The following is a 21,827-nucleotide window of genomic DNA, read 5'->3' on the forward strand; positions in this document are numbered from 1 at the left end:
TTACATTGGTTGGGACCTTATAAGGAGATAAAATATACCATGGAGGCACAAAACAGCATCATAATCAATGGAAATGAATTTTCATTCGAGCCTGGGGAGACCATACTGGAAGTAGCCCGGCGGAATGATATTGATATACCCACACTATGTTATTTGAATGGAGCGGCTCCCAGCGGTAAGTGCGGTGTATGTGTAGTTGAGGTGGAGGGGCAGGATGATTTGCCGGAAGCATGTTCTACCACTGCTGCGGGTCAAATGGTTGTGCTGACTGAGTCGCCGAAGGTAATCGATTCGCGGCGTAATACTATCAGGAATATGCTTTCACTGGGAAATCATAATTGTGCGGCGCGTGGTTCAGATGATAGAGACTGGACTGCATTTCAGCTTAACGTGCAGCAGGATGATAAAAGCGATCAGCTATGCCCCGTGTGGGGTGACTGCAGGCTTCAGGACCTTGCCTATAGATATCAGGTTTCCGCAACCGGGACACCGGGAACCAGGGTACAATATCCAATGGAGGATGTGAACCCGTTTATTGTGCGTGATTTTTCCCGGTGTATCAGGTGCGGCAGATGCGTGGCCGCATGCAGGGGGATACAGGTTAATGATGCCATAGATTTCGGACAGAACAAGCTGTCGGACAAGGTAGTCGCATCTGATGACAAGGCATTGAAGGACTCTGATTGCGTCTTTTGCGGCGAATGTGTTCAGGCTTGCCCTGTGGGCGCCCTTGTGGAAAAGGATGTACGCTACCGGGTCAGGCAATGGGAGACTGAAAAAGTTCGTACCACATGCAGTTATTGCGGTGTCGGATGTCAACTTTATCTCCATGTTAAAGATAATAGAATAGTAAAGGTCACAGGCGTTGAAGGTACTCCGCCAAATTATGGAAGCCTTTGCGTAAAAGGACGGTTCGGGTATAACTTTGTAAATTCTCCTGAACGCCTCACAACTCCGCTGATAAAAGAGAATGGTGAGTTCCGGGAAGCCTCATGGGATGAAGCGCTTGATCTGGTTGCAGGCCGGCTTAAAAGTATTAAAGAAGAACACGGGCCTGACAGCATTGGGGTACTCACTTCCGCCAGGGTTTCAAATGAAGAGAATTATATAGCGCATAAATTTACACGCGCAACCCTTAAAACCAATAATATTGATCATTGCGCCCGGCTCTGACATTCCTCAACAGTGGCCGGTCTGGCCGCAGCTTTTGGAAGTGGAGCAATGACAAATACTATCGGAGATATTGGAACAGCGGACGTTATCCTCGTTACAGGTTCAAACACCACCGAAAACCATCCGGTCTTGTCCTCTGTCGTAAAGAGGGCTGTAAGGTTTAAAGGCGCAAAATTGATAGTTGTAGATCCCAGGCGCATAAAACTGACCGAATTTACGGATTTATGGCTGAGACCCAATCTCGGCAGCGATGTTGCCTGGATCAACGGTCTGATGCACGTGATCATCAATGAAGAGCTTTATGATAAAAAATTTGTAGAGAACAGAACCGAGGGTTTTGAGGAGTTAAAAAAGATTGTCGAAAAATTTACCCCGGAGAAAGTAGAAAAAATAACCGGCATACATGCCAGGGATATAGTTGAAGCTGCCAGACTCTATGGAAAGGCTAAAGCAGCTAGTATCCTGTACTGCATGGGGATAACCCAGCATACAACCGGCACCGACAATGTAAAATCTCTGGCCAACCTGTCGATGCTCTGCGGTAATATCGGCATACCGGGCGGAGGCGTCAATCCTCTGAGAGGTCAGAATAATGTACAGGGAGCCTGCGACATGGGCGGGCTGCCTAACGTGCTTACTGGATACCAGCCGGTGACGGATTTTGATGCAAGGAAACGGATGGAGGAAGCCTGGGGTGTTACAGATCTTCCGGATAAGCCTGGTCTTACAGTTACCAAAATGATACCCAAAGCGCATGACGGTGAGCTTAAGGCTCTTTATATAATTGGAGAAAATCCGCTTGTATCGGATCCGGATCTTAATCATGCTGAAAAATCGATAAAGAATCTCGATTTCCTGGTGGTTCAGGATCTTTTTCTTACGGAAACCGCGCAGATTGCCGATGTTGTGTTTCCTTCGCGATGTTTTGCCGAAAAGGACGGCACTTTTTCAAATACGGAGCGCCGGGTTCAGAGAATAAGAAAAGCGGTTGAGCCTCCGGGAGAGGCCAGGGATGACTGGGCAATAATCTGCGATATCTCTTCACGGATGGGATTCCCGATGTCTTATGAAAACAGCCGGGCCATAATGGAAGAGATCTCCATGGTTACGCCTTCCTATGCAGGTATAACGTATGACCGCATAGAAGATGTCGGCCTGCACTGGCCCTGCCCCACCGTCGATCATCCGGGCACCCCAATACTGCATGGCGAGCAGTTTACACGCGGAAAGGGTCTCTTCCACAGTATAGACTATATACCCCCGGATGAGCGTGTTGATCAGGATTATCCAGTCTATCTGACAACCGGACGGGTTATTTATCAGTATCATACCGGCACAATGACAAGAAAAACAGAAGGATTGAATGAATGTGCTCCGGAATGTTTTGTAGAGATTTCTGCGCAGGATGCTGAAAAATACGATCTGGACAACAAGGCGATAGTTAATATTGCTTCCAGGAGAGGCGAGATCAATGCAAAGGTGCTTATCTCAGGCAAGGCCGTTGACGGGACGGTATTTATGCCATTCCATTTTGCGGAAGCTGCGGCAAACAGATTGACTAATGCCGCCCTGGATCCCGTTGCAGGGATACCGGAATATAAAGTTTGCGCGGTTAAGTTGTCAAAAGCGGCGTAGTGACTTTAGGCACTATATAAAAATTTTAAAGGCTGATATTCATATCAGCCTTTTTTTATGCTTATTTCTCAGGATATTTTTTATGAATCTAAAAAAAGGGGATCTGCTTGACCTTCGGGTGGATGGAGTTGCATTCGGAGGCAAGGGAATTGCCAAAATAGATGGTTTGACGGTTTTTATTGATAACGGAATTCCCCAGGATTATGTTTCTGCCCGCATAATAAAAAAAAAGAAAAAATATCTTGAAGCCCGTGTTGAGGCAATTTTGGAACCATCCACTTACAGGGTAGAACCGGAATGTGAATATAGCGGGTTTTGCGGCGGGTGCAAATGGCAGACCTTAAGGTATGAAAAACAGGTTGAATACAAGAGGCAGCACGTTGTCGATTCTCTTGAGCATATCGGGTTGTTTCACGATATTGAAGTGCATGCGACAATACCTTCCGGGAAAATTTTCGGGTACCGGAACAAGATGGAATTCTCCTGTTCCGACAGGAGATGGCTGCTCCCGGAGGAGCTGGGAAAAGATGATGTTGAAATCGGTTTTGCGCTTGGACTCCATGTCCCCGGTACTTTTTACAAGGTGCTGGATAATAAGTACTGTCTGCTGCAGCCTGATTTCGGCAATAAAATTTTGAATGATGTGCAAAGCTTCATCAGGAATTCCAATGTTCCTGTTTACGGTCTGCGCAGTCATGAGGGATACTGGCGTTTTCTTATGCTCCGGCATTCCGTAGCGTTTGATCAGTGGATGGTCAATATAATTACTGCCGATGAAGATCGCGAAACCGTGCAGCCCATTGCCGATATACTAACAGAGCGGTATCCGGAGGTTGTTTCAGTAGTAAATAACATTAATTCCGGAAAAGCAGGAATTGCAGTCGGTGAGTATGAAATAAACCTGGCAGGGTCCTCAAGTATAACCGAGCGGATCGGCTCATACCATTTTACAATATCATCTAATTCATTTTTTCAGACCAATACTTCAGGCGCATTCGAGATATATAAAAAAGTAAAGGAATATGCCGGTCTCACAGGTCGTGAAATTGTGCTGGATCTATACAGCGGCACAGGAAGCATAGCGATTTTTTTATCAGATAGTGCAAAAAAGGTAACCGGTCTGGAGATGGTTGAGAGCGCTGTCGGTGATGCTGAAAAAAATTGTATTAATAATTCGGTATCCAACTGCACGTTCATACCTGGTGATATAAGATATTCACTTGCACAGATTAAAACCAGGCCGGATGTCCTGATAATAGATCCTCCAAGATCCGGGATGCATAAGGATGTGGTCAAGCAGATTATGGCTGCGGCTCCGGAAAGAATTGTTTATGTATCCTGCAACCCGGCCACAATGGCCCGAGATCTTGCTATGATCAAGGATAGCTATGAAATTGTGGAAGTGCAGCCGATTGACATGTTTCCTCATACATACCATATTGAATCAGTGGCAAAAATTCGCAGGAAATAAAATGATCTGAAAATTTTCAGAACTTATTTTGCCTGGCAAATTTTTTTTTTCTTCGCCGGTCACGTCTTTTTATGGCTTCGGGATAAAGTCCCGGGTAGTATCTTTTCCATCTCTTATGGAACCAGAACCACTGATCAGGATATTCCCGGACCATGTTTTCAATCATATCCGTCATAACCTGTGTGTATGAGGTTATATCAGTTTTTAAATCATCCGTTTTTTTAACGCGCAAAGGTTTTTTGTAAATTAGTGTATAGTTACCATCCTTTTCCCTGACGCAAAAAGCCGGCAATACTATACAATTGTATCTAATAGCCAGCATGGCTACAACCGGGGTGGCAGTTACTTTATGCCCAAAAAAGTCTACGTTGACGCCTTCTGACCGTTTGGTCGACTGGTCAACAAGCAAACCTAATGCTCCGCCTTTTCTAAGAGCCTTTACCATAGAAGGCAAGGCCCCTTTTTTATCTATTAAAATATTTCCGGAACTGGATCGGAGCCTGTGAATCCATCTGTCGAGCATTTTTAAACGTATACGACTTGCAACCAAGACGATACCGCTTTGAATATAATAAGAACAATGCAACAGGGAAAGTTCCCAGTTTCCTATATGGGCTGAAATAAAAATTACTCCTTTTCCGCTGTTTATTGCATTTAGAAGATTATCCTCACCCTTGATGCATGCTTTGCCAAGGATATTTTTTTGGTGTAGGAAAGATAATTGACAGATTTCCAGAATGGTAATACCCATATTCTGGAAAATGCGTTTTGTCATGGTGCGGACTTTGCTTCCCGACCATTGAGGATATGCGAATCTGAGGTTGCTCAGCACGATCCGCCTGTGCCGCAGGTCTAACACATATCCGGCCAGACCCAGCAATCTTCCTGTGTTTATAATGGAATTGCGGGAGATGTTTCGGATGAATAGTGATAAAAGACTGATAATACAGTTTTTACTAATCTGTTTCATTTTTTTCTGGAGGCATGAGTTGATAATATTTTATAAAATATACTGTCTGAAAAAAACTTGATATATTAAATATATAAGGGCTCATAGTTTTGCAAGAGTTACTTTTTTCGACTTGCTGGATGCATGGTTTATTTGTTGACAGGGAAGGGTACTCATGATATTTTTTTTAAAATTAATAATTCTATTAAGAGGAGGAAAAATGGATAAAAAATTCTGTACAATAATATCCCTGTTTGTTGGAATTGCAGTGGCAGTAGTATTTATGGTACCCTGTCTTTATGCGGGGACTGAGGTTCCTGATGTTATCAAAATGGAACATAAAGCTTATACCAAACATAAGAAAGGCATAGTTGAGTTTGCCCACAAAAAGCATGTGAAAGAATATAAGGCGACTTGTGGTGAATGCCATCATGACAAGGACGGTAAACCACTTGAAAACCTTAAAGCGGGTGATGATGTTCAGAACTGTATGAAGTGCCATAAAAAAGCAGGATATATAAAAGGAAAAAAGGCAAAAGGTCTTTCAAAGGAACAGAAGCTCGAATATCACGCCAATGCAATGCATGATAACTGCAAGCCTTGCCACAAGAAATTTAACAAGAAAAATGGCCTGAAATCAAAGGATAAAGGCGCAGCCCCAACAACATGTAAGGCTTGTCACCCCAAGGCGCCCGGGAAATAAAATTTTTAGTATCCTATTCAAATTCCGGGGTAGAATTTTATGATATCAATAAATATTATTATAACTTACTGTTTTTATTAATGCTCATAATTTAATTTTTAAGATTAAACAGCTTTTAGATCTTTTACAGGGCAATCATGCGGTATCATGATTGCCCTGTTTTTTGCCTGATTTATATTTGCTATAGGAAACGGCATTATTTACCATAGCCTCCGCCCAGGCAGGCGTTCCAAGGACATGAATATGCGTGTATGAGGCGAGTATATTTTTATAACATATTCCGTCCATTTTATTTAAAAATCCGGTTCCTTTCTCCATTTTGAACGCCAAGTCTGCGTCGTCACCATTCCAACTGAGTACTTTTGAATAATGGAATTCATGGCCGCGCAATGTTGTGCCGATTTTAAAGAATGGATTATTCTCTTTTACGCTGACGATTGTGTACCCGTGCCCCTGTGGTTTTTTTGAAAAACCAAAAACAATCGGCAGCGCTCCTGTCATGGCATAAGAATTTTCGCCGAGAACAAGCTCCTTTCCAAGGTACATCAAACCGCCGCATTCCGCATAAATCGGGAGCCCGTCTTCGGCCCGGGAATGTAATTCATTTCTGAATTCAACGTGTTGGGCAAGCTTTTCAGCATGCGTTTCAGGAAAACCGCCCCCTATATATAGAGCATCAATTTCAGGCAATGGCTTGCCCTCAAGGGGACTTATGAAGATTATTTCGCCGCCTGCCTGTTTAAGAGACTCTATATTTTCCGGATAATAGAACTGGAAAGCCGCATCCCTGAATATACCTATTTTGGGCCTGGGACTAATGGTGTCTGATAATATTCTATACTCAAAGGGTGTCGGGCATGCCGCAGGCGTGGATTGATGAGCAATATCGAATAATGTGTTAAGGTCGATATATTTTTTTGCTGTTTTAGCGGCATTTTCAATAGATACTTTGGCCCAGGTGTGCTCAGGGGTAGGGACCAGACCCATGTGTCTTTCAGGAAAATATTGCCTCCCGAGTTTTGGCAGGGCCCCAAGTACAGGAATTCCGCAATAGTGCTCGATACTGTTGCTAAGATTTTTTTCGTGCCTTTTGCCGGCAACCTTGTTTAAAATGACCCCCTTAATCATGGTATGGGGATCAAATTTTATACAGCCAAGAATTGCAGCAGCCATTGTTCGTGTAGATTTTGTACAATCAAGACACAAAACTACAGGTATATTAAGGAGTTTGGCAAGTTCAGCCGTGCTGGTCTTACCTTCCGGGTCTATACCGTCATATATGCCCCGGTTGCCCTCCACGATTGCGATGTCTGCATTTAAGGTGTAATAATTGTAAGTTTTAAGCGTAGTTTCTTTTGTAACAAGAAAGGTATCCAGATTATAGCAGGGCCGACCTGCTGCAAGAGCCAGCCAGCCCGCATCTATGTAGTCAGGACCTTTTTTAAAAGGTGCTACCCGCTTTCCATGCTCTTTTAATGCAGCAATTATTCCTATGGAAATTAAAGTTTTACCGGACCCGCCCCGCAGGGCGGCAACCACAATTCCGGAAGAAGGGGAATTTTTTTGCTGCATTTGTGTTTTCTCTAATCTTCGTCTTCCGAGTGAGCCTGCTTGCCCGTCCCTTTAAGACCGATCAGGGTGGTGCTGCCACTTGACCAGTACTCGAGAATGCCTTCAGTTACCATTTTATTTACAAGATTTTTGACTGTTCTGGGTTTTTCATCCGGTATAAACTTGTAAAAATCTTTAAGATAAAACTTTGATTTTGCCTTTGATTTTTTTTTAAGATTTTCTACAATTGTTTTTTTTGCTGCTTCTTCATCCATATTTACGCCTCTTTTCTGGGTTAAGCCGGGAGCAATGCCCCGGCTTAGGGAACTTACCGAAAATAATCTATACGCATCCTGCTTGCCCTTTTGTCCGTCTTCTACGTTGCGGTAACAGTCGTATAGTCCACCACTATGCAACTGTTACCACGCCTTGAAGACGAACAAAAAATCTGCGCGATATGCGTATAGATTATTTCCTTCCAGTTCCCTTATTAAAAAATTAAAACCTAAAACTTAAAGTTAGAAGTTTGACGCCATGTATAGTATGCCGGATCCCTGAAATCATCTATCAGGTGATGTGTGAATTCGAGTTCACATTTTTCAAAAAATCTTTCCCATCCGATTCTTTCAGCCCATTCTCCGAGGCGTTCATATTTGTTGGCATCTTTTGCATAGGCTTCTACTATACGTTTAATTGTAGCCGTCATTGTAGGCCAGCGCGGCTGTTCGTTGGGGATAAAGGCCACAACAACTTTTGAAAACTTCGGGTTGCTGATTCTGTTTGAGACCTTTCCACCAACCATGAGCACGATGCCGTCACCCACATCATCGGCCAGGGGCATTGAAGGACACATGGTGTAGCAGTTACCGCAGAACATGCAGCGTTCCTTGTTAACTGAAACACTATTTACCTTTGTTCCGTCTGCAAGCTCAATCTTGGCTGGTTTGACGGCTGCTGTGGGGCATGCGGCGATTGCAAGCGGAATTTCGCACATTTTGTCCAGGTATTCATGATCAAGCATAGGCGGTTTGCGGTGATAACCGAGAATAGCAATATCCGAACAGTGAACCGCGCCGCACATGTTAAGGCAGCAGGCCATGGAAACACGGAGATGCGCCGGCAACCTCATATCCTGGAAGTCGCTGAAAAGGACATCCATGGTAGCTTTAACCGTGCCGGATGCATCTGTGGCGGGTGTATGACAATGAATCCAGCCTTGAGTATGGATTATATTTGTTATGCCTGCGCCTGTGCCGCCGATGGGAAATTTTAAACTGCCCCCCGGAAATTTTCTGCTTGAAAGATCGTCTTTTAAAGGCTGGAGCTTATCCTTGCTGTCAACCATAAATTCGATATTATTTCTTGTTGTGAAACGTATATGTCCATCGCAGTGTTTGTCTGCGATTTCACAGATTTCACGGATGTGAGTGACACTCATGAGCCGGCATCCGCCCACTCGCACTGTATAAACCTCATCCCCTGTTTCCGAAACATGAACAAGCACACCCGGTTCCAGTATTTCATGATACAGCCATTTACCCTTATTTTTTGCTATTACGGCAGGGTAAAATTCATCATATTTTCTAGGTCCGATGTCTGTTATCCTGTTTTCCATCGGTTTGTCAGGGTTATAACCTGATGATATAAAAGCCATATTTATTCCCCCTATCTCAGATGATATTTTCTGAATTCGTTAACATCACGTTCCCAGCCGCCTGGCACTTCATCTTCTTTCCAGAAGATATAGGGGTTGGTCCTCGGTTCCTGTACATGCTGGGGCACCGCTTTAATCCCTGTCTCTTCAAGCAGGCGCTGGAAACCCTGGCGTTTGATTAACTCACCGAGGCGTTCACGGTTTTTGCCTTCTTCCATCCACCAGTCCCAGATGCTTTCAATAACTTCCTTGATTTCATCATAAGGTTCTTCAACCTTAATAAAAGGAATAAGGAGAGAACCCATCTGCGCGCCGTCAAGTATAGGAGCTTTGGCCCCAACCAGGATAGAGCATCCCTTGTCATTGCCGGGTCTCAGCGCTCTTGGCATGACATTGATACAGTGCATGCATCTTGTGCACTCTTTAGTGTTTATCATTAGCTTTTTGTCCTCATACTTCATGCAGCCGGTTGGACAAAGATTTATTACTTCCTTTTCAATATCGAACGGTCCCCAGTCTCGGCCGGCATGTGCTCCGGCATTGGATGGAAATTCTCCTCCCACATAAGCCTGGACAGCTTCCTGGTCAATTCGTATATCATCTCTCCAGGTTCCGATAAAAGACATATCAGAGCGTGCAATTGAAGCCACGCAGCAATTGGGGCAGCCGTCAAATTTGAATTTGAACTTATAAGGAAAGGCCGGACGATGGAGTTCGTCCTGATATTCGTTTGTCAGCTCATGGCAGATCGCCTGGGTATCATAACATGCATATTCACAACGAGCCTGGCCGAGGCAATCCGAAGGAGTCCTGAGATTGGAGCCTGATCCTCCAAGGTCCTGGTTGAATGTATGTGTTAATTCATAAAAGATCTCTTCGAGCTGAGGTGTTGTTGTACCTATAAAGATAATATCACCGGTGGAACCGTGCATATTGGTTATACCGCTTCCGCGAAATTCCCAAAGGTCGCAAAGATCTTTTAAATATTTTGTTGTATAGAATTTGCCGGCAGGCTGGCTGACGCGCATTGTATGAAAATGCGCCACGCCCGGAAACATCTCCGGCTGATCGCAGTATCTGCCGATAACTCCGCCGCCATAACCGAATACGCCGACTATCCCGCCGTGTTTCCAGTGGGTTCTGCCATGCTTGTATGAAAGCTCAAGAACGCCGAGAAGATCGTCAACGCAGTCCTGGGGGATCTGGAAATCAACATTCTTGTCATTTTTAGCCCTTGATTCAGCCTCCTGTTTCAGATCGTCCACAAAACTGGGCCATGGCCCGGATGAGAGCTGGTCTATCAAAGGAGTTTCATGTTTTGCCATTATATTCCCTCCGTAATTATTTAATAATTAACTTTTTTGTTTGATTTATTGGAGCCTGGAAAGGTCACCTCCTCTCTTTTTATTTTCAATATTTTTATTTTTAATATATTGCTTTTTTTTGAAATACTTAATGAAAAAATATTTATAAAATTCATATCGAATCTTGTCAATAAAAAAGCATGATTTCGCTTTAAATGATTGAAAAAATGTATGCCACGGAATCAAATATAGATTGCAAAATAATTCATTCCAGATAATTCATTTCACAATGCTATGGGAAAAATCTTAGGGAGGCGTACTGGTGGTACGTCGACCGAAGGTTTTGACCAATAAGGAAGGGGGACGAAATTATTCGAGCTGGGCATTATTAATAACGTGATGCAGAACCTCAGTATGCTGGGTCAGGTTCTGTTTTATTATTGAGATCTCGGAAGATCGAGTATCATATGAAGCAACTATATTAATCATTAAATCAAGAAGATCTCGTTTATTACAGGATAAGAGCAGATTATTAAAATATTTGTCCAAAACGCCCGGAAAAATGTTGTTTTCAGATTTTATGGCCAAACCCTTCATGAAAAGACCGTTCATGAAACCTTTAAAAGTCCCGGCAACCGCAACATCGTCGGCCCAGGCTGTGTCGCCTACTCCGTCTATACGGTCAAGCCGCATTCTTATGGAAAGATTCAAAAAAAATATCAGCAATCCTTCCAGGATAGAATTCGTATCTGTCTCCTGCAGGTTTGAATCGGCACTGCTGCCAACCATAGATTCATATTGTCTGGCTGTAATAAGCTTCAGATCAATTCCGCCATCTTTTTTTCTGACTACAAAATCACCGGCAGCATGATGCCAGGGGAAAATTTGTTCAAAGGTTTCTATGTTATAGTAACAGGTCAGGATCATTGCTGCCTGTGTATATAGTTCAAGGGTCTCCCCGGTTGACAGATAATAGTTTCCGTTTACCGAATCCCAAACAATTATTCTTTTTTTTTGATTATCCGGATCTGTTGTAATATGAAATTCATTGAATCCGTCAAGCCATTCGCCAAGAAGCAATCCTGCTTTTCGGCCGGACTCTTTTTGGCCAGTCTTTTTTTGGACGGTTTTTGGTAAAGAGACTTCGCCATATTTATAGGCTGCTGAAAGAAAGGAAAACGGAAAGTTGTTATCCAGTTTTTGCAAGATATTATATTCTTTTAATAAAGTTGTTCTGCCGAAGGTGGAAAGCGCCACAGTGAGAACAAATTGTAATTTTTTATTTTTTATGCAAATTTCCACTCTTCCGGGATGATAAAATGCACCATGTTTTACCAGGTAGATGCTGATATCGTTTATCTCTTTACTATCAATATCCATGTCCAGGCGGCGCGAGATTGCGCTTAAAAGAGCTGCAGAAGAATCGTCTTTTAAAAACCTGCAGGCAGCATTAAAATAGTCGCCATAAGTAATAGCCCGGTTATTCTCGGTTTTAATCTGTTTTACAGGACTGTTTCTGTTTACAGGCAGGCATGTCTCCCAGATTTCATCTTGGGGGCTTACCGGATTATTTATATGATCAATAAAAAATTTGAATGCCGGCTTGGTCGCCATACTCTTTTATTTCCTGTGATTGTTAATCTCTTCCAATATCTGCGGAGCCACTTCAAAGCCTAGTTCCACGGCCTTGTCACAATGCTCTATAGCCTTGCTGTATTCGCCTTTCTCAAGGTAACCTATTGCAAGGTTATTGTGGGCAACCGAAAACATTGGTTCAATTCTAAGAGCCTTGAGATTTGCCTCGATACTTTCATCAATCAGTCCCTTCATAAGATATGCGTTTGCAAGGGTGGTGTATGCCTGCAAAAAATTTGAATTATAGGTTATGGCTTTCTGCAGGGCAGTTATGGCTTCATCTATATTCCCTTTTTGAAGTTGAATGAATCCAACATTGCCATGACCTTCTGCAAAACCGGCCCTTACTTTTATAGATTGCTGATTATATGCCAGGCAGCCGTCAATGTCGCCGCGCTGCAAACAGATGCCGCCTAACTGCACATATGCCTCGGCTAAGTTCGGGCTGCTTTCTAAAGCCTCAATAAGTTCCTTTTCAGCTTCGTCAAATTTTTTTTTGCCCATAAGTGCTACCGCAAGATTGTACCTGTTTGTGCCGCATCCCGGGTTTCCTTGCAAGGCGGCTTTTTGAGCGGCAATATATTCATCAACATTTTTTGCTTTTTCCATTACTAAAGTCCTTTGTGGATATTATTGATTTTTAGATAATTAATTTCAAATGGTGTGTGTCATGTTTCTTTTATTAAATTTAATATATTAACATTATTTTCGCAAGCACCTTTTTTTGTTGACTCAACAACTTATTTTTTTTACAATTTTATATCAAGTGGATTGATTTTATGTTTTTTTGAGGAATTATTATAAGGTATGGGTATAATCAAGGGATGTTACACAGCGCTTGTAACGCCATTTAAAGGTGATGCGGTTGACGATGAAGGACTTGACAGTCTGGTGGATTTCCAGATTGAAAACGGAGTTGCCGGCATTCTGGCAGTAGGCACAACCGGCGAGAGCCCTACCCTGACGTGGGAAGAGCATAACAGGGTGGTTGAGAATGCTGCAGCAAAAACAAAGGGCCGGTGCTTATGTATTGCAGGCACCGGAAGCAACAATACTAAAGAGACAATTGAAGCTACCGGGCATGCGGCAGAATGCGGAGCAGATGCCGTTCTGCTGGTGGATCCCTATTATAATGGTCCCAGTTCCCTTGAAATCCGCAGGGAATATATAGAGCCTGTTGCAAGGGAGTTTCCCGATATGCAGATTATCCCTTATGTGATTCCCGGCCGTACAGGCGCTCAATTGATGCCGGAAGATCTGGCCATATTATCCAGGGAATTTTATAATGTGAATACGGTAAAAGAGGCCACTGGAAATATTGAAAATATGAGGCGCACAAGAGAGTGTTGCGGGCCAGGATATTCAATAATGTCCGGTGATGACGGTATGGTATTTCAAATGATGACGGATCCTGACATTAAAGCTTCCGGTGTTATTTCCGTTTTATCCAATATTGTTCCCGGAGCGATTACGGAGTTGCTCAATTTAACAGGTAATGGCGAGATTGAAAAGGCTGAAAAATTACATTCAGCTCTTAAACCGCTTTTTGAGCTGGTTACAGTTAGTACAATGGAGGCTACGCCATTTGGAGAGACTTTATGCCGGGCAAGAAATCCGTTGGCTGTAAAGACACTTATGTCCATTCTTGGAATGCCGTCTGGTGGATGCCGAAAACCTTTAGGTAAAATGACCCAAAAAGGCGTTGCAAAGGTCCTGTCTGTTGTACGCAGAGTTTATGAAGCAACGCCTGTACTTTTGAAGCCACTGGAAGATTTTTTTGGTGTTAAGGTTTTACAGCGTTTAACCGACTCGTCAAACTGGGAAGGGCTCAGTTATGACAAATATTAGTCTCCAGCCATAAATGCACAAAAAATAATCTCCGGAATATCAAATATATGCCGGTGGTTATTTTTTTCCCGGTTCTTTTTTCGGTTCTTGGATGATAAAATCGCCCTCTTTAAACAAGAGCCATTTTAACCATTTAATACCGAAATTAAATAGAGCTATTTCATCCTCTTTGATTTTTGCAACAGTCTTTTCATCAATGTTGTAGCGATCTAAAAATGAGCTGGTAAAAACAAATTCTTTAAACTTATCTATGTTGTAACTTACCATGAAAAACATGTTTTTGCTTTGCTCTGTAAGTTTGACGTTGGCAGGAAAAGATCTTTTTTTCACAACAATATCTGTCCATTCAGCATTGATTTCATCATGGATATCTACTCCCTGATCCTTACGCCATTCGCGGACTTTCCATTCCCTGTTTTCTTTAAAACCGTGACAGTGAGGTTCATTAACAAAAAAATAGAACTCATTGTCATCGGCTCCTTCCTTATGGCTTAGTGAAGCAACGCCAAGGGGATAATATCTGCATGTTGTCGGCCTGTCTTCATAAACAATACATCCATCCTCCCTGACAAAAGGGCATGACTGTAATTCATCATTCATCAGTTTTAGAGTGACAACAGGAAGATCTGTTTTTTCCAGCAACTGCGGAGTGGTATATATTGCCAGAAATTCATTTGAGGAAAGATTAAGTCTCCGTTTTAGTCTGATTATATCATAGGGTGTCAGTATGATATTGATCCCCTTGCAGCACTTGGTGAAACAATCAATTTTCGAGTGACATTTGAATTTAAACTGGTCGTCGGGACCGAATTTTACAGGCTCTATGTTTGGCATACTATTTGGAATTTCCATCATTTTCTCCTTATTTATTTTACTCAATTTTTTATATATAGAATTTCAGATAATTACCCGATTTTAAAATTTGGCACAAGGATAAAGTGAAAAACATGAGGGAGGCGCACTGATGGTGCGTCGACCGAAGGTTTTGACCGATAACGCAAGGAAATTATTTATGTGGAAATCTATAGCAGGATTTTTGCAAAGATAGAACAAAATCTTTACGCAATCTTTTTTTATGCGCAATAAAAAAATACTTGACGCAATAATAATCTTAGGGTATTAATATTTTTTTTTAATTTGATGCGGGGTGGAGCAGTCTGGTAGCTCGTCGGGCTCATAACCCGAAGGTCGTTGGTTCAAATCCAGCCCCCGCTACCATAGAAAAAAAAAGGGGTTAGATTATATTCCAAGCCTTTTTTTTTATTTATATTGCAAAATTATATAATTCTTTGGAATTGCAAGTGCATCGGCTTAAGTTTAGTAAGACCGTCACATAAACAATTCCAATGCGCTATCGATCAAAATCTTCGGTCTCCCTGCTCCAGATTTTTTCTTCTATCCTTGTTAAACTACTTATCTAAAAATTTTATATTGCAAGATATTATATAATCGAATTTTATATACATTGTGAATGTTTGACATGGTACAATAATTGCGTATTAAATTTTTAGTTTTTTAAGTATTAAAAGCCCGCTGACAGCATTTTAAAGGCAACAATAGTTTATAGACAAGAGTCGGTTTCAAGAATTTTCGGTTTATGAAAGGTCAAGTAAGGCGAAATAGTTGAGACTGACATTGTGCAAAATAGGCGCTTTGAAAAAGGAGGGTGGAAAAATGACAACTCAAATCATAAGTTTATGTAAAAGGGATATAATGTCCATGTGCACTGCGGATAGCAATGAAGAACAGAGTCATTGCTCCTTTTATAAAAAATCAAGCTATAAAAATAAATGCATGTATTTTATCTTTAATTCTTACTGTTCATGTTTAAAGGCTCAGGATAGCGCAACATGCAAGGATTTGGAATATCAAGCCTGTTAAGTTGTAGAGACAAGGCATGCCTTGTCTCTACGTCATTGCCGCCGTTGTTATTCAAAATCAATATTTTTCGCATGATATCAGTACAGCTTGGGTTGTGGGCCAGCGTCAGGCTGTGGTGAGGCCTATCAGGCATGCCCTGCGGTGTTTGAAAGTAGAAGAGGATCCACACCGATTTTTCTGATCGACTCTTCCCAGCGTTCCTCAACTGAAATATCAAATAGAATGTCTTTGGAATAAGGGCTTGTGAGCCAGTAATTTGCCAGCAATTCCTTTTCAAGCTGACCAGGCCCCCATCCGGCGCAACCAAGTGAAATGATATATGATTCAGGCCCCTTTTCAAGTGCAATATCTTTTATAATATCAATTGAATTACTCATGGCAAGCTCAGCGTTTATCATTAGGGTTTGTACGGATTTAAAAGGGGGGCCGTGAAGTATGAAAATTTCATTGATATGAACCGGGCCACCGATATAAACTTGATGATTATCTGCGCCCGCAACGTAATCTACGTCAAGTTCTTTAAAGATCATTTTTGCCGAAAGAACAGGATGAATATTATTTATCACGATTCCCACTGCTCCATCCGTGTTATGTTCGGAAATACATATTACAGACCGATGAAAATTCGGATCAGTCATTCCCGGCATAGCTATTAACAACTTGCCTTTTAGTGCTGTAGAGTTCTCATATTCCATAAGCGTATATTCCTAAGGGTTCAAGCTTTTCCTTAAAACCTAAGCTTCAAGCCTTTCCTTAAAAGCTGCAATGGCATCGGGAAGCAAAAGGCGAATAAAAGTTTCCTTGTCTAATCTATCAAGTGAGCTGTAAAGATTATAGTCAGGATACAATTTTGACAGAATAGGGGATTTTCCTCTGCTTTGAGTCTTTATCATATTAAAGGATTGTACTATTTCAATTAGGGGCACGCCTTCAAATGGAAGTTTTTCTATCCACCCCAGTCGACCCATCAATTCAAAACGTATGTTATCCGCCAAGAAGAGATGTATATCCAACACTCTAAGTTGATCACTGTTACTTAAGTAATAAAACTTTTCGGGGCACCCAAGATTCAGGATTCCCATAATCATAGCATAAAAAGCAAGTATGCTTTCGTTTCCCGGAGACGCCAGCCGAAAAAGTGTTTTGTCTGAAATGTCTGCGCAGCTTGTTTTTTCGCCGTACTTTTCAGCAAAAAGTTTATGCCAGTATTTAAAGGCCTTAAGTTCTATACTCCTGGTGCGATATGCCTGAAGCTGGATTATTTTTGCCATAAACAAAATAGAGCAGGCTGAAGTGGAACTATTAAACAGGCCTTATACTGTTATACCGTATTTAATCAAATCTTTTTCAAAACTACAAAACAGGGCCTGCATCCTGGTTGCCGCATCATTATATTGTGCTATTGTTTCGTTACGAAAATCCACATGTATTTTATTAATTTTATTCCTGGTCTTATCAAGTATTTCTTTTTTCTGATTCCAGAGATCTGCAATATTGCCGGGAAGTTCCCTGGAGCCGTCAATTACCATTTCGGAATATAGGCGTATCTGTTCAGATAAATACCTGTTTTTTTCATCCATATAAGAAATAATTTTTTCTATCTTGCGCCTTTCCTGTGTGATGGTATGAAAATGGTGACCTATAATACTGAACCTGATTATTTCGCTGAAATTTTTTCGATGTTTAATGAAATTTCTAATTACAAATTTAATATATTGATAACCGTATGGTGTAAATGGTTGATAGAAAACAGATCTGAAAAGTATCATAAGGTCATGGATGCGAAATTTTCTCTTGAAGTATGCGGTATCGCCGAGATTATCTATCAGCTTATTGCAGCGTATAAAATAATTTTTAAGGTTTGAATCATAAATATTCGATAAGACATTCTTATAACCTTTTATTAATTTAATGGGCGCCATAATGGTTTTAAAATTTAAAGAGATGCTGTCAGTATTGTTTCCTGATGATTTACCGATAATTCTGTCCTCTTTAAGCAGCCTGCTATATAGATTGGTTCCGGGAAGAGCAGTCAGCAGACCGACCATTGCTTTTGGGATTCCTGTTTCCTGGATAAATGAAATCTGACGTTCGAAAATATCATCCGTATCACTATCGAAACCTAATATAAATCCTGCCATAACCTCAAGGCCGTACTGCTGGATTTTTCTAACGGCTCCCTGCATATCGGTTTTTAAATTTTGAGTTTTACCTGTCTCTTTTAGGCATTTCATAGAGGGTGTTTCTATACCGATAAATACCTCGTTAAAACCTGCATCTCTCATTCCAGCCATAAGCTCCTCATCCTCGGCAAGATTTATACTGGCTTCCGTGAAAAATCTATATACAAAATCGTGATCTTCCTGCCATTTTTTTAAAGCCGGCAGCAACCATTTTTTAATTTTACCTTTATTGCCTATAAAGTTATCATCCACAATAAAAACAGGCCCACGCCAGCCTGAGTCATATAAACTATCCAGTTCGTAAAGAAAGTATTCAGGGTTTTTCAATCTTGGCTTATTCCCGTAAACCTTCCATATGTCGCAAAATTCACACTTAAAAGGGCATCCCCGGCAAAATTGTACAGACATGGAACTATATGCTTTCAAATTAAGAAGATCAAAACGCGGGATTATGGCCCTGCTGAACATATCAGGCCGTTCCGGAAGGGGATATAGTTTTTTTGCCACGCCGTTTTCAAGGTCATCCAGAAACTCCCTGAACATATCCTCCACTTCTCCAAGGACAAAGTGGTCGACGCCGTGAATTTCTTTATAACTTGCTGTTGGATGCGGCCCTCCAAGTACTACTTTTGTTCCAAGCCTGTTACATGCGGCAATCACTCTTTCCATGGAATTTTTTTGAACGATCATTGCTGATATAAAAACCGCATCAGCCCAAATTATATCTTTATCATTCAATAGCTCTACATTCATATCGATAAGCTTTAAGTCATACTCTTCAGGAAAAAGGGCGGCAACGGTTATTATACCCAGCGGAGGCATTGCGCTTTTCTTTTTTAAAAACTTGAGAGCATATTTAAAACTCCAGAATGTATTGTTCGGGACTTCAGGGTATACAAGTAATATCTTATTGAATTTTTTCATTTCTCTTTGTCTTTATAATTATTGAACATTTAAAAATACATTTTTAAGAGTCTATATTTCCCATCAAACACCTTTATTCCTATACTGAGAAACAGCATAAATGTCCATACTTGGTTTTATTTTTTTTTGAGCTTTTTTTCTAAACGAAGATATCTGCCTGAATCTTCGTTTAGAAAAAAAGCTGGAAATAGTTATTTTATCAACATGATAAATAATTTTCCTCCAGGCACTATTTATGTGATAATGCTATAAGGCATTTTCAGGTTGACGCTGACACACAGCATAAGGGATAATTCAGATTATATGATCAGGAGCAAGGCGTTAGGGCTCGCTCAAAAATAACTTTACATTTTAAGCGCCGATGCATCCCGTCTGACTACGTTCCGAAAGCTTAGAAATATCTTGATATTCCTAAGCTTTCGCGCCTTGCCAGCCAGGCGCCTCAACACTTAAAATTGCTAATTATGTCAAAAAAAAAACGAATATTTAAATGGATTATATATATATCCGTAATTTTTGCCGCAGTTATTGTTGCAGCATGGATAATATTTTTAGACTTACGTGTTACAAAAAAATTTAACGGTAAACGTTGGGAATTGCCGGCCAGGGTCTATGCCAGGCCCCTGGAGCTATATGAGGGACTTCCTTTAAGTATTAATCGGCTTATATCAGAACTGAAATCCCTGGGCTACAGGCAGGTATCAGGAGCAAAAAAGGAAGGGCAGTTTTTCCGGCAAGGGGACAAGATCAAAATATTCACAAGAGGATTCGATTTTACTGACGGGCCTGAGGAGCCGATACAGGTCGATATTGTATTTTTAAATAACCATATTTATAAACTTGCAGGAACGTGCAAAGAGCCTTTGGATCTTGTCAGGCTGGAGCCTCTTTTATTTGGAGGGTTTTATCCTTTGCATAAGGAAGACAGACTGGTGGTGCGGATAGATCAAGTCCCACCTTTGCTCACAAAAGCTATCATGGCCATTGAAGATAAAAATTTTTATAACCACCACGGAGTCTCGATCAGCGGCATCTTACGTGCCTTCTGGATAAATTTTCGATCCGGCCGGATTGTACAGGGGGGAAGCACGATAACCCAACAGCTTGTAAAAAACTTTTATTTAACCAACAAAAAATCTTTTTTAAGAAAATTAAATGAAATTATAATGGCATTACTGTTAGAGGTTCATTATGAAAAAAACGAAATTTTTGAAGCTTATTTAAACGAAATATATCTGGGCCAGGACGGATGGCGCTCAATAAACGGAGTAGGACTCGCCAGCAGATATTATTTTAAAAGGCCGATCAATGAACTTGATACAGGACAAATTGCGCTGATAGTCTCAATGATTAAGGGGCCTTCATATTACAACCCGATAAACCACCCCGAAAGATGTAAAACGCGTAGAGACTATGTGATAGACACACTGGCCGGGCAAGGGCTGATAACAAAAAAATCCGCTGATCAATTTAAAGCTTCCCCTCTGAATTTAAACAGGCAGGCAAAAGGCTCACGAATCCGCTTTCCAGCATATCTGGAACTTGTAAAGCGTCAGCTTCATCGCGATTATAACGATAAAGACCTTAGATCGGAAGGCTTGCGGATCTTTACTAGCTGTGATCCTGCAATCCAGCAGATAGCAGAGCAAAGCCTAAGCATAACACTCAAAAGATTAGAAAAAAAATATGGGAAACAGATTGCCGATTTACAGGCCGCAATTGTAGTCAGCAGGCCAAGCAGCGGTGAAATAATTGCGCTGATCGGTGATAAAAAGCCTGGACATGGCGGTTTTAACCGCGCCCTGGACGCGGTCAGGCCGATAGGATCATTAATCAAACCTTTAATATATCTGAACGCCGTTTCATCAAAAAAGTACACCCTCGCAACCCTTCTGGATGATTCGTTTATATCGATTAAAACCAACAATGATAAATTTTGGGAGCCTGATAATTTTGACGGCAAAAGTCACGGCAATGTGATTTTATTACAGGCATTATCCCATTCCTATAATCGTGCAACAGCAAGGCTCGGTCTTGATATAGGAATAAAAGGTTTAATAGCATCTTTAAAACGACTTGATGTTGGGGGAAAAATCGATTCTTATCCTTCTATCCTGCTCGGTGCTTTATCCTTATCACCGCTGGAGGTCAATAATATTTATCAAATCTTCCCATCGATCGGCTTTAAAAGCTCGCCGAAAACCATACGCTCCGTCTTTACCTCCCAGAATCGGGAGTTAAACCGTTATCCACTGGTTATCAAACAGGTTGCAAGCCCTGATGCAATATATTTGCTTAATTTTGCTCTTCAAAGGGTGATGAAGGAAGGAAGCGGGCGGAGCGCTTATCACACGCTTCCGGCTCAGCTTGCAACAGGAGGCAAAACCGGAACAAGCAATGGAATGCGGGATAGCTGGTTCGCGGGATACACAGGAGACTATCTGGTTGTAGTCTGGCTTGGCAATGATGATAATTCAAAAACACCTTTAACCGGAAGCTCAGGCGCACTTAAAGTTTGGACGGAAATTATAAGCAGGTTTTTGCAGTATAATATGATAGAAAATATACACCCTGTTTCCACGCCGGAAACTATAGAGTTTCATTGGATAAACAGAAAGACCGGCTTATTAACGAATGTAAACTGTAAAGATGCAGTTTATATCCCCTTTATCAAAGGTACGGCTCCGTCAGATTTTACCCCTTGCGAAGGTGAAATGCCCGCAAAAAATAAAAGGAATAAAAGATCTTTTACAAATTGGATAAAAGGTATATTTAGGTATTAGGTATTAGGTATTAGCATCTTAAGTATTAGGTATGTATTAGCACTAAAAATATTCTTTTTTTTTAACACCTTAAACCCTGACAAGCCGGAAGTTTTAATGACGAATTATGGAAATGCAGAAAAAATATTCGACC

General features: G+C 41.4%; 16 protein-coding genes and 1 tRNA gene. 6 read left to right on the forward strand and 11 right to left on the reverse strand.

All coding sequences use genetic code 11. From position 1 onward, the window contains the following. Positions 1-39 precede the first annotated feature (39 nt). Both fdhF and rlmD read left to right on the forward strand, forming a co-directional pair. On the forward strand, positions 40-2,808 hold the full coding sequence (gene fdhF / locus BuS5_RS05615) for a formate dehydrogenase subunit alpha (protein WP_084445481.1): 2,769 nt from the start codon (positions 40-42) through the stop codon (positions 2,806-2,808). Positions 2,809-2,890: 82 nt separating this feature from the next. Continuing rightward, complete coding sequence (gene rlmD / locus BuS5_RS05620) at positions 2,891-4,279, forward strand: 23S rRNA (uracil(1939)-C(5))-methyltransferase RlmD (protein ID WP_027352563.1); 1,389 nt, start codon at positions 2,891-2,893, stop codon at positions 4,277-4,279. A gap of 16 nt (positions 4,280-4,295) precedes the next feature. Here the strand turns inward: rlmD and BuS5_RS05625 are convergent, their stop codons facing one another. Beyond that, positions 4,296-5,249 carry a lysophospholipid acyltransferase family protein gene (locus BuS5_RS05625; protein WP_084445484.1) on the reverse strand — a complete coding sequence of 318 codons (954 nt, stop codon included), beginning with the start codon at positions 5,247-5,249 and terminating at the stop codon, positions 4,296-4,298. Between the two features lie 199 nt (positions 5,250-5,448). On the opposite strand from BuS5_RS05625, the gene BuS5_RS05630 reads away from it, so the two are divergent. Then, a complete protein-coding gene (locus tag BuS5_RS05630) occupies positions 5,449-5,931 on the forward strand; it encodes a cytochrome c3 family protein (protein ID WP_027352565.1) in 483 nt (160 codons plus the stop codon). 135 nt (positions 5,932-6,066) lie between these two features. On the opposite strand, the gene BuS5_RS05635 is transcribed toward BuS5_RS05630, so the two are convergent. From BuS5_RS05635 to BuS5_RS05660, 6 genes are all read right to left on the reverse strand, one after another. Further along, the gene (locus BuS5_RS05635) at positions 6,067-7,503 is read right to left on the reverse strand and encodes a cobyrinate a,c-diamide synthase (RefSeq protein WP_027352566.1); all 1,437 of its coding nucleotides are present in this window, start codon (positions 7,501-7,503) and stop codon (positions 6,067-6,069) included. Positions 7,504-7,514: 11 nt separating this feature from the next. Beyond that, on the reverse strand, positions 7,515-7,898 hold the full coding sequence (locus tag BuS5_RS20225) for a dissimilatory sulfite reductase D family protein (RefSeq protein WP_338000282.1): 384 nt from the start codon (positions 7,896-7,898) through the stop codon (positions 7,515-7,517). Between the two features lie 89 nt (positions 7,899-7,987). Beyond that, complete coding sequence (dsrB, locus tag BuS5_RS05645; protein WP_027352568.1) at positions 7,988-9,136, reverse strand: dissimilatory-type sulfite reductase subunit beta; 1,149 nt, start codon at positions 9,134-9,136, stop codon at positions 7,988-7,990. Between the two features lie 11 nt (positions 9,137-9,147). Then, positions 9,148-10,461, reverse strand: coding sequence for a dissimilatory-type sulfite reductase subunit alpha (dsrA, locus tag BuS5_RS05650; RefSeq protein ID WP_027352569.1), 1,314 nt, complete (start codon positions 10,459-10,461; stop codon positions 9,148-9,150). A 348-nt stretch (positions 10,462-10,809) separates the two neighbouring features. Then, positions 10,810-12,054, reverse strand: a complete 1,245-nt coding sequence (locus BuS5_RS05655; RefSeq protein ID WP_027352570.1) for a hypothetical protein — start codon at positions 12,052-12,054, stop codon at positions 10,810-10,812. Between the two features lie 6 nt (positions 12,055-12,060). Further along, positions 12,061-12,684 carry a tetratricopeptide repeat protein gene (locus tag BuS5_RS05660; RefSeq protein WP_027352571.1) on the reverse strand — a complete coding sequence of 208 codons (624 nt, stop codon included), beginning with the start codon at positions 12,682-12,684 and terminating at the stop codon, positions 12,061-12,063. Positions 12,685-12,882: 198 nt separating this feature from the next. Between BuS5_RS05660 and dapA the strand changes: the two genes are divergently transcribed. Continuing rightward, entirely contained in the window at positions 12,883-13,923 is a 1,041-nt protein-coding gene (dapA, locus tag BuS5_RS05665) for a 4-hydroxy-tetrahydrodipicolinate synthase (protein WP_338000283.1), read from the forward strand. Positions 13,924-13,980: 57 nt separating this feature from the next. Here the strand turns inward: dapA and BuS5_RS05670 are convergent, their stop codons facing one another. Next, positions 13,981-14,778 (reverse strand): YkgJ family cysteine cluster protein, encoded by a 798-nt coding sequence (locus tag BuS5_RS05670; RefSeq protein ID WP_035263972.1) that lies wholly within the window; start codon positions 14,776-14,778, stop codon positions 13,981-13,983. A gap of 286 nt (positions 14,779-15,064) precedes the next feature. Between BuS5_RS05670 and BuS5_RS05675 the strand changes: the two genes are divergently transcribed. Further along, positions 15,065-15,141: transfer RNA gene (locus BuS5_RS05675), tRNA-Met, on the forward strand. A gap of 788 nt (positions 15,142-15,929) precedes the next feature. Here the strand turns inward: BuS5_RS05675 and BuS5_RS05680 are convergent. From BuS5_RS05680 to BuS5_RS05690, 3 genes are read right to left on the reverse strand one after another with little or no spacing between them, the layout of a single operon-like run. Further along, positions 15,930-16,499: a YqgE/AlgH family protein gene (locus BuS5_RS05680; RefSeq protein WP_027352574.1), complete on the reverse strand. Its 570-nt coding sequence runs from the start codon at positions 16,497-16,499 to the stop codon at positions 15,930-15,932. A gap of 39 nt (positions 16,500-16,538) precedes the next feature. Beyond that, positions 16,539-17,075 (reverse strand): hypothetical protein, encoded by a 537-nt coding sequence (locus BuS5_RS05685; RefSeq protein ID WP_027352575.1) that lies wholly within the window; start codon positions 17,073-17,075, stop codon positions 16,539-16,541. A gap of 42 nt (positions 17,076-17,117) precedes the next feature. Next, positions 17,118-18,911, reverse strand: coding sequence for a B12-binding domain-containing radical SAM protein (locus BuS5_RS05690; protein ID WP_035263976.1), 1,794 nt, complete (start codon positions 18,909-18,911; stop codon positions 17,118-17,120). Positions 18,912-19,375: 464 nt separating this feature from the next. Between BuS5_RS05690 and mrcB the strand changes: the two genes are divergently transcribed. Next, on the forward strand, positions 19,376-21,694 hold the full coding sequence (gene mrcB, locus BuS5_RS05695) for a penicillin-binding protein 1B (protein WP_035263979.1): 2,319 nt from the start codon (positions 19,376-19,378) through the stop codon (positions 21,692-21,694). Positions 21,695-21,827 lie beyond the last annotated feature (133 nt).

Origin of the sequence: Desulfosarcina sp. BuS5, from assembly GCF_028752835.1 — a bacterium.
GTDB lineage: Bacteria > Desulfobacterota > Desulfobacteria > Desulfobacterales > BuS5 > BuS5.

Coding starts and splice junctions, on each gene's coding strand:
- rlmD (WP_027352563.1), top strand. CDS start 2,891: ATGAATCTAAAAAAAGGGGATCTGCTTGACCTTCGGGTGGATGGAGTT.
- BuS5_RS05625 (WP_084445484.1), bottom strand. CDS start 5,249: ATGAAACAGATTAGTAAAAACTGTATTATCAGTCTTTTATCACTATTC.
- BuS5_RS05630 (WP_027352565.1), top strand. CDS start 5,449: ATGGATAAAAAATTCTGTACAATAATATCCCTGTTTGTTGGAATTGCA.
- BuS5_RS05635 (WP_027352566.1), bottom strand. CDS start 7,503: ATGCAGCAAAAAAATTCCCCTTCTTCCGGAATTGTGGTTGCCGCCCTG.
- dsrB (WP_027352568.1), bottom strand. CDS start 9,136: ATGGCTTTTATATCATCAGGTTATAACCCTGACAAACCGATGGAAAAC.
- dsrA (WP_027352569.1), bottom strand. CDS start 10,461: ATGGCAAAACATGAAACTCCTTTGATAGACCAGCTCTCATCCGGGCCA.
- BuS5_RS05655 (WP_027352570.1), bottom strand. CDS start 12,054: ATGGCGACCAAGCCGGCATTCAAATTTTTTATTGATCATATAAATAAT.
- BuS5_RS05660 (WP_027352571.1), bottom strand. CDS start 12,684: ATGGAAAAAGCAAAAAATGTTGATGAATATATTGCCGCTCAAAAAGCC.
- dapA (WP_338000283.1), top strand. CDS start 12,883: ATGGGTATAATCAAGGGATGTTACACAGCGCTTGTAACGCCATTTAAA.
- BuS5_RS05670 (WP_035263972.1), bottom strand. CDS start 14,778: ATGATGGAAATTCCAAATAGTATGCCAAACATAGAGCCTGTAAAATTC.
- BuS5_RS05680 (WP_027352574.1), bottom strand. CDS start 16,499: ATGGAATATGAGAACTCTACAGCACTAAAAGGCAAGTTGTTAATAGCT.
- BuS5_RS05685 (WP_027352575.1), bottom strand. CDS start 17,075: ATGGCAAAAATAATCCAGCTTCAGGCATATCGCACCAGGAGTATAGAA.
- BuS5_RS05690 (WP_035263976.1), bottom strand. CDS start 18,911: ATGAAAAAATTCAATAAGATATTACTTGTATACCCTGAAGTCCCGAAC.
- mrcB (WP_035263979.1), top strand. CDS start 19,376: ATGTCAAAAAAAAAACGAATATTTAAATGGATTATATATATATCCGTA.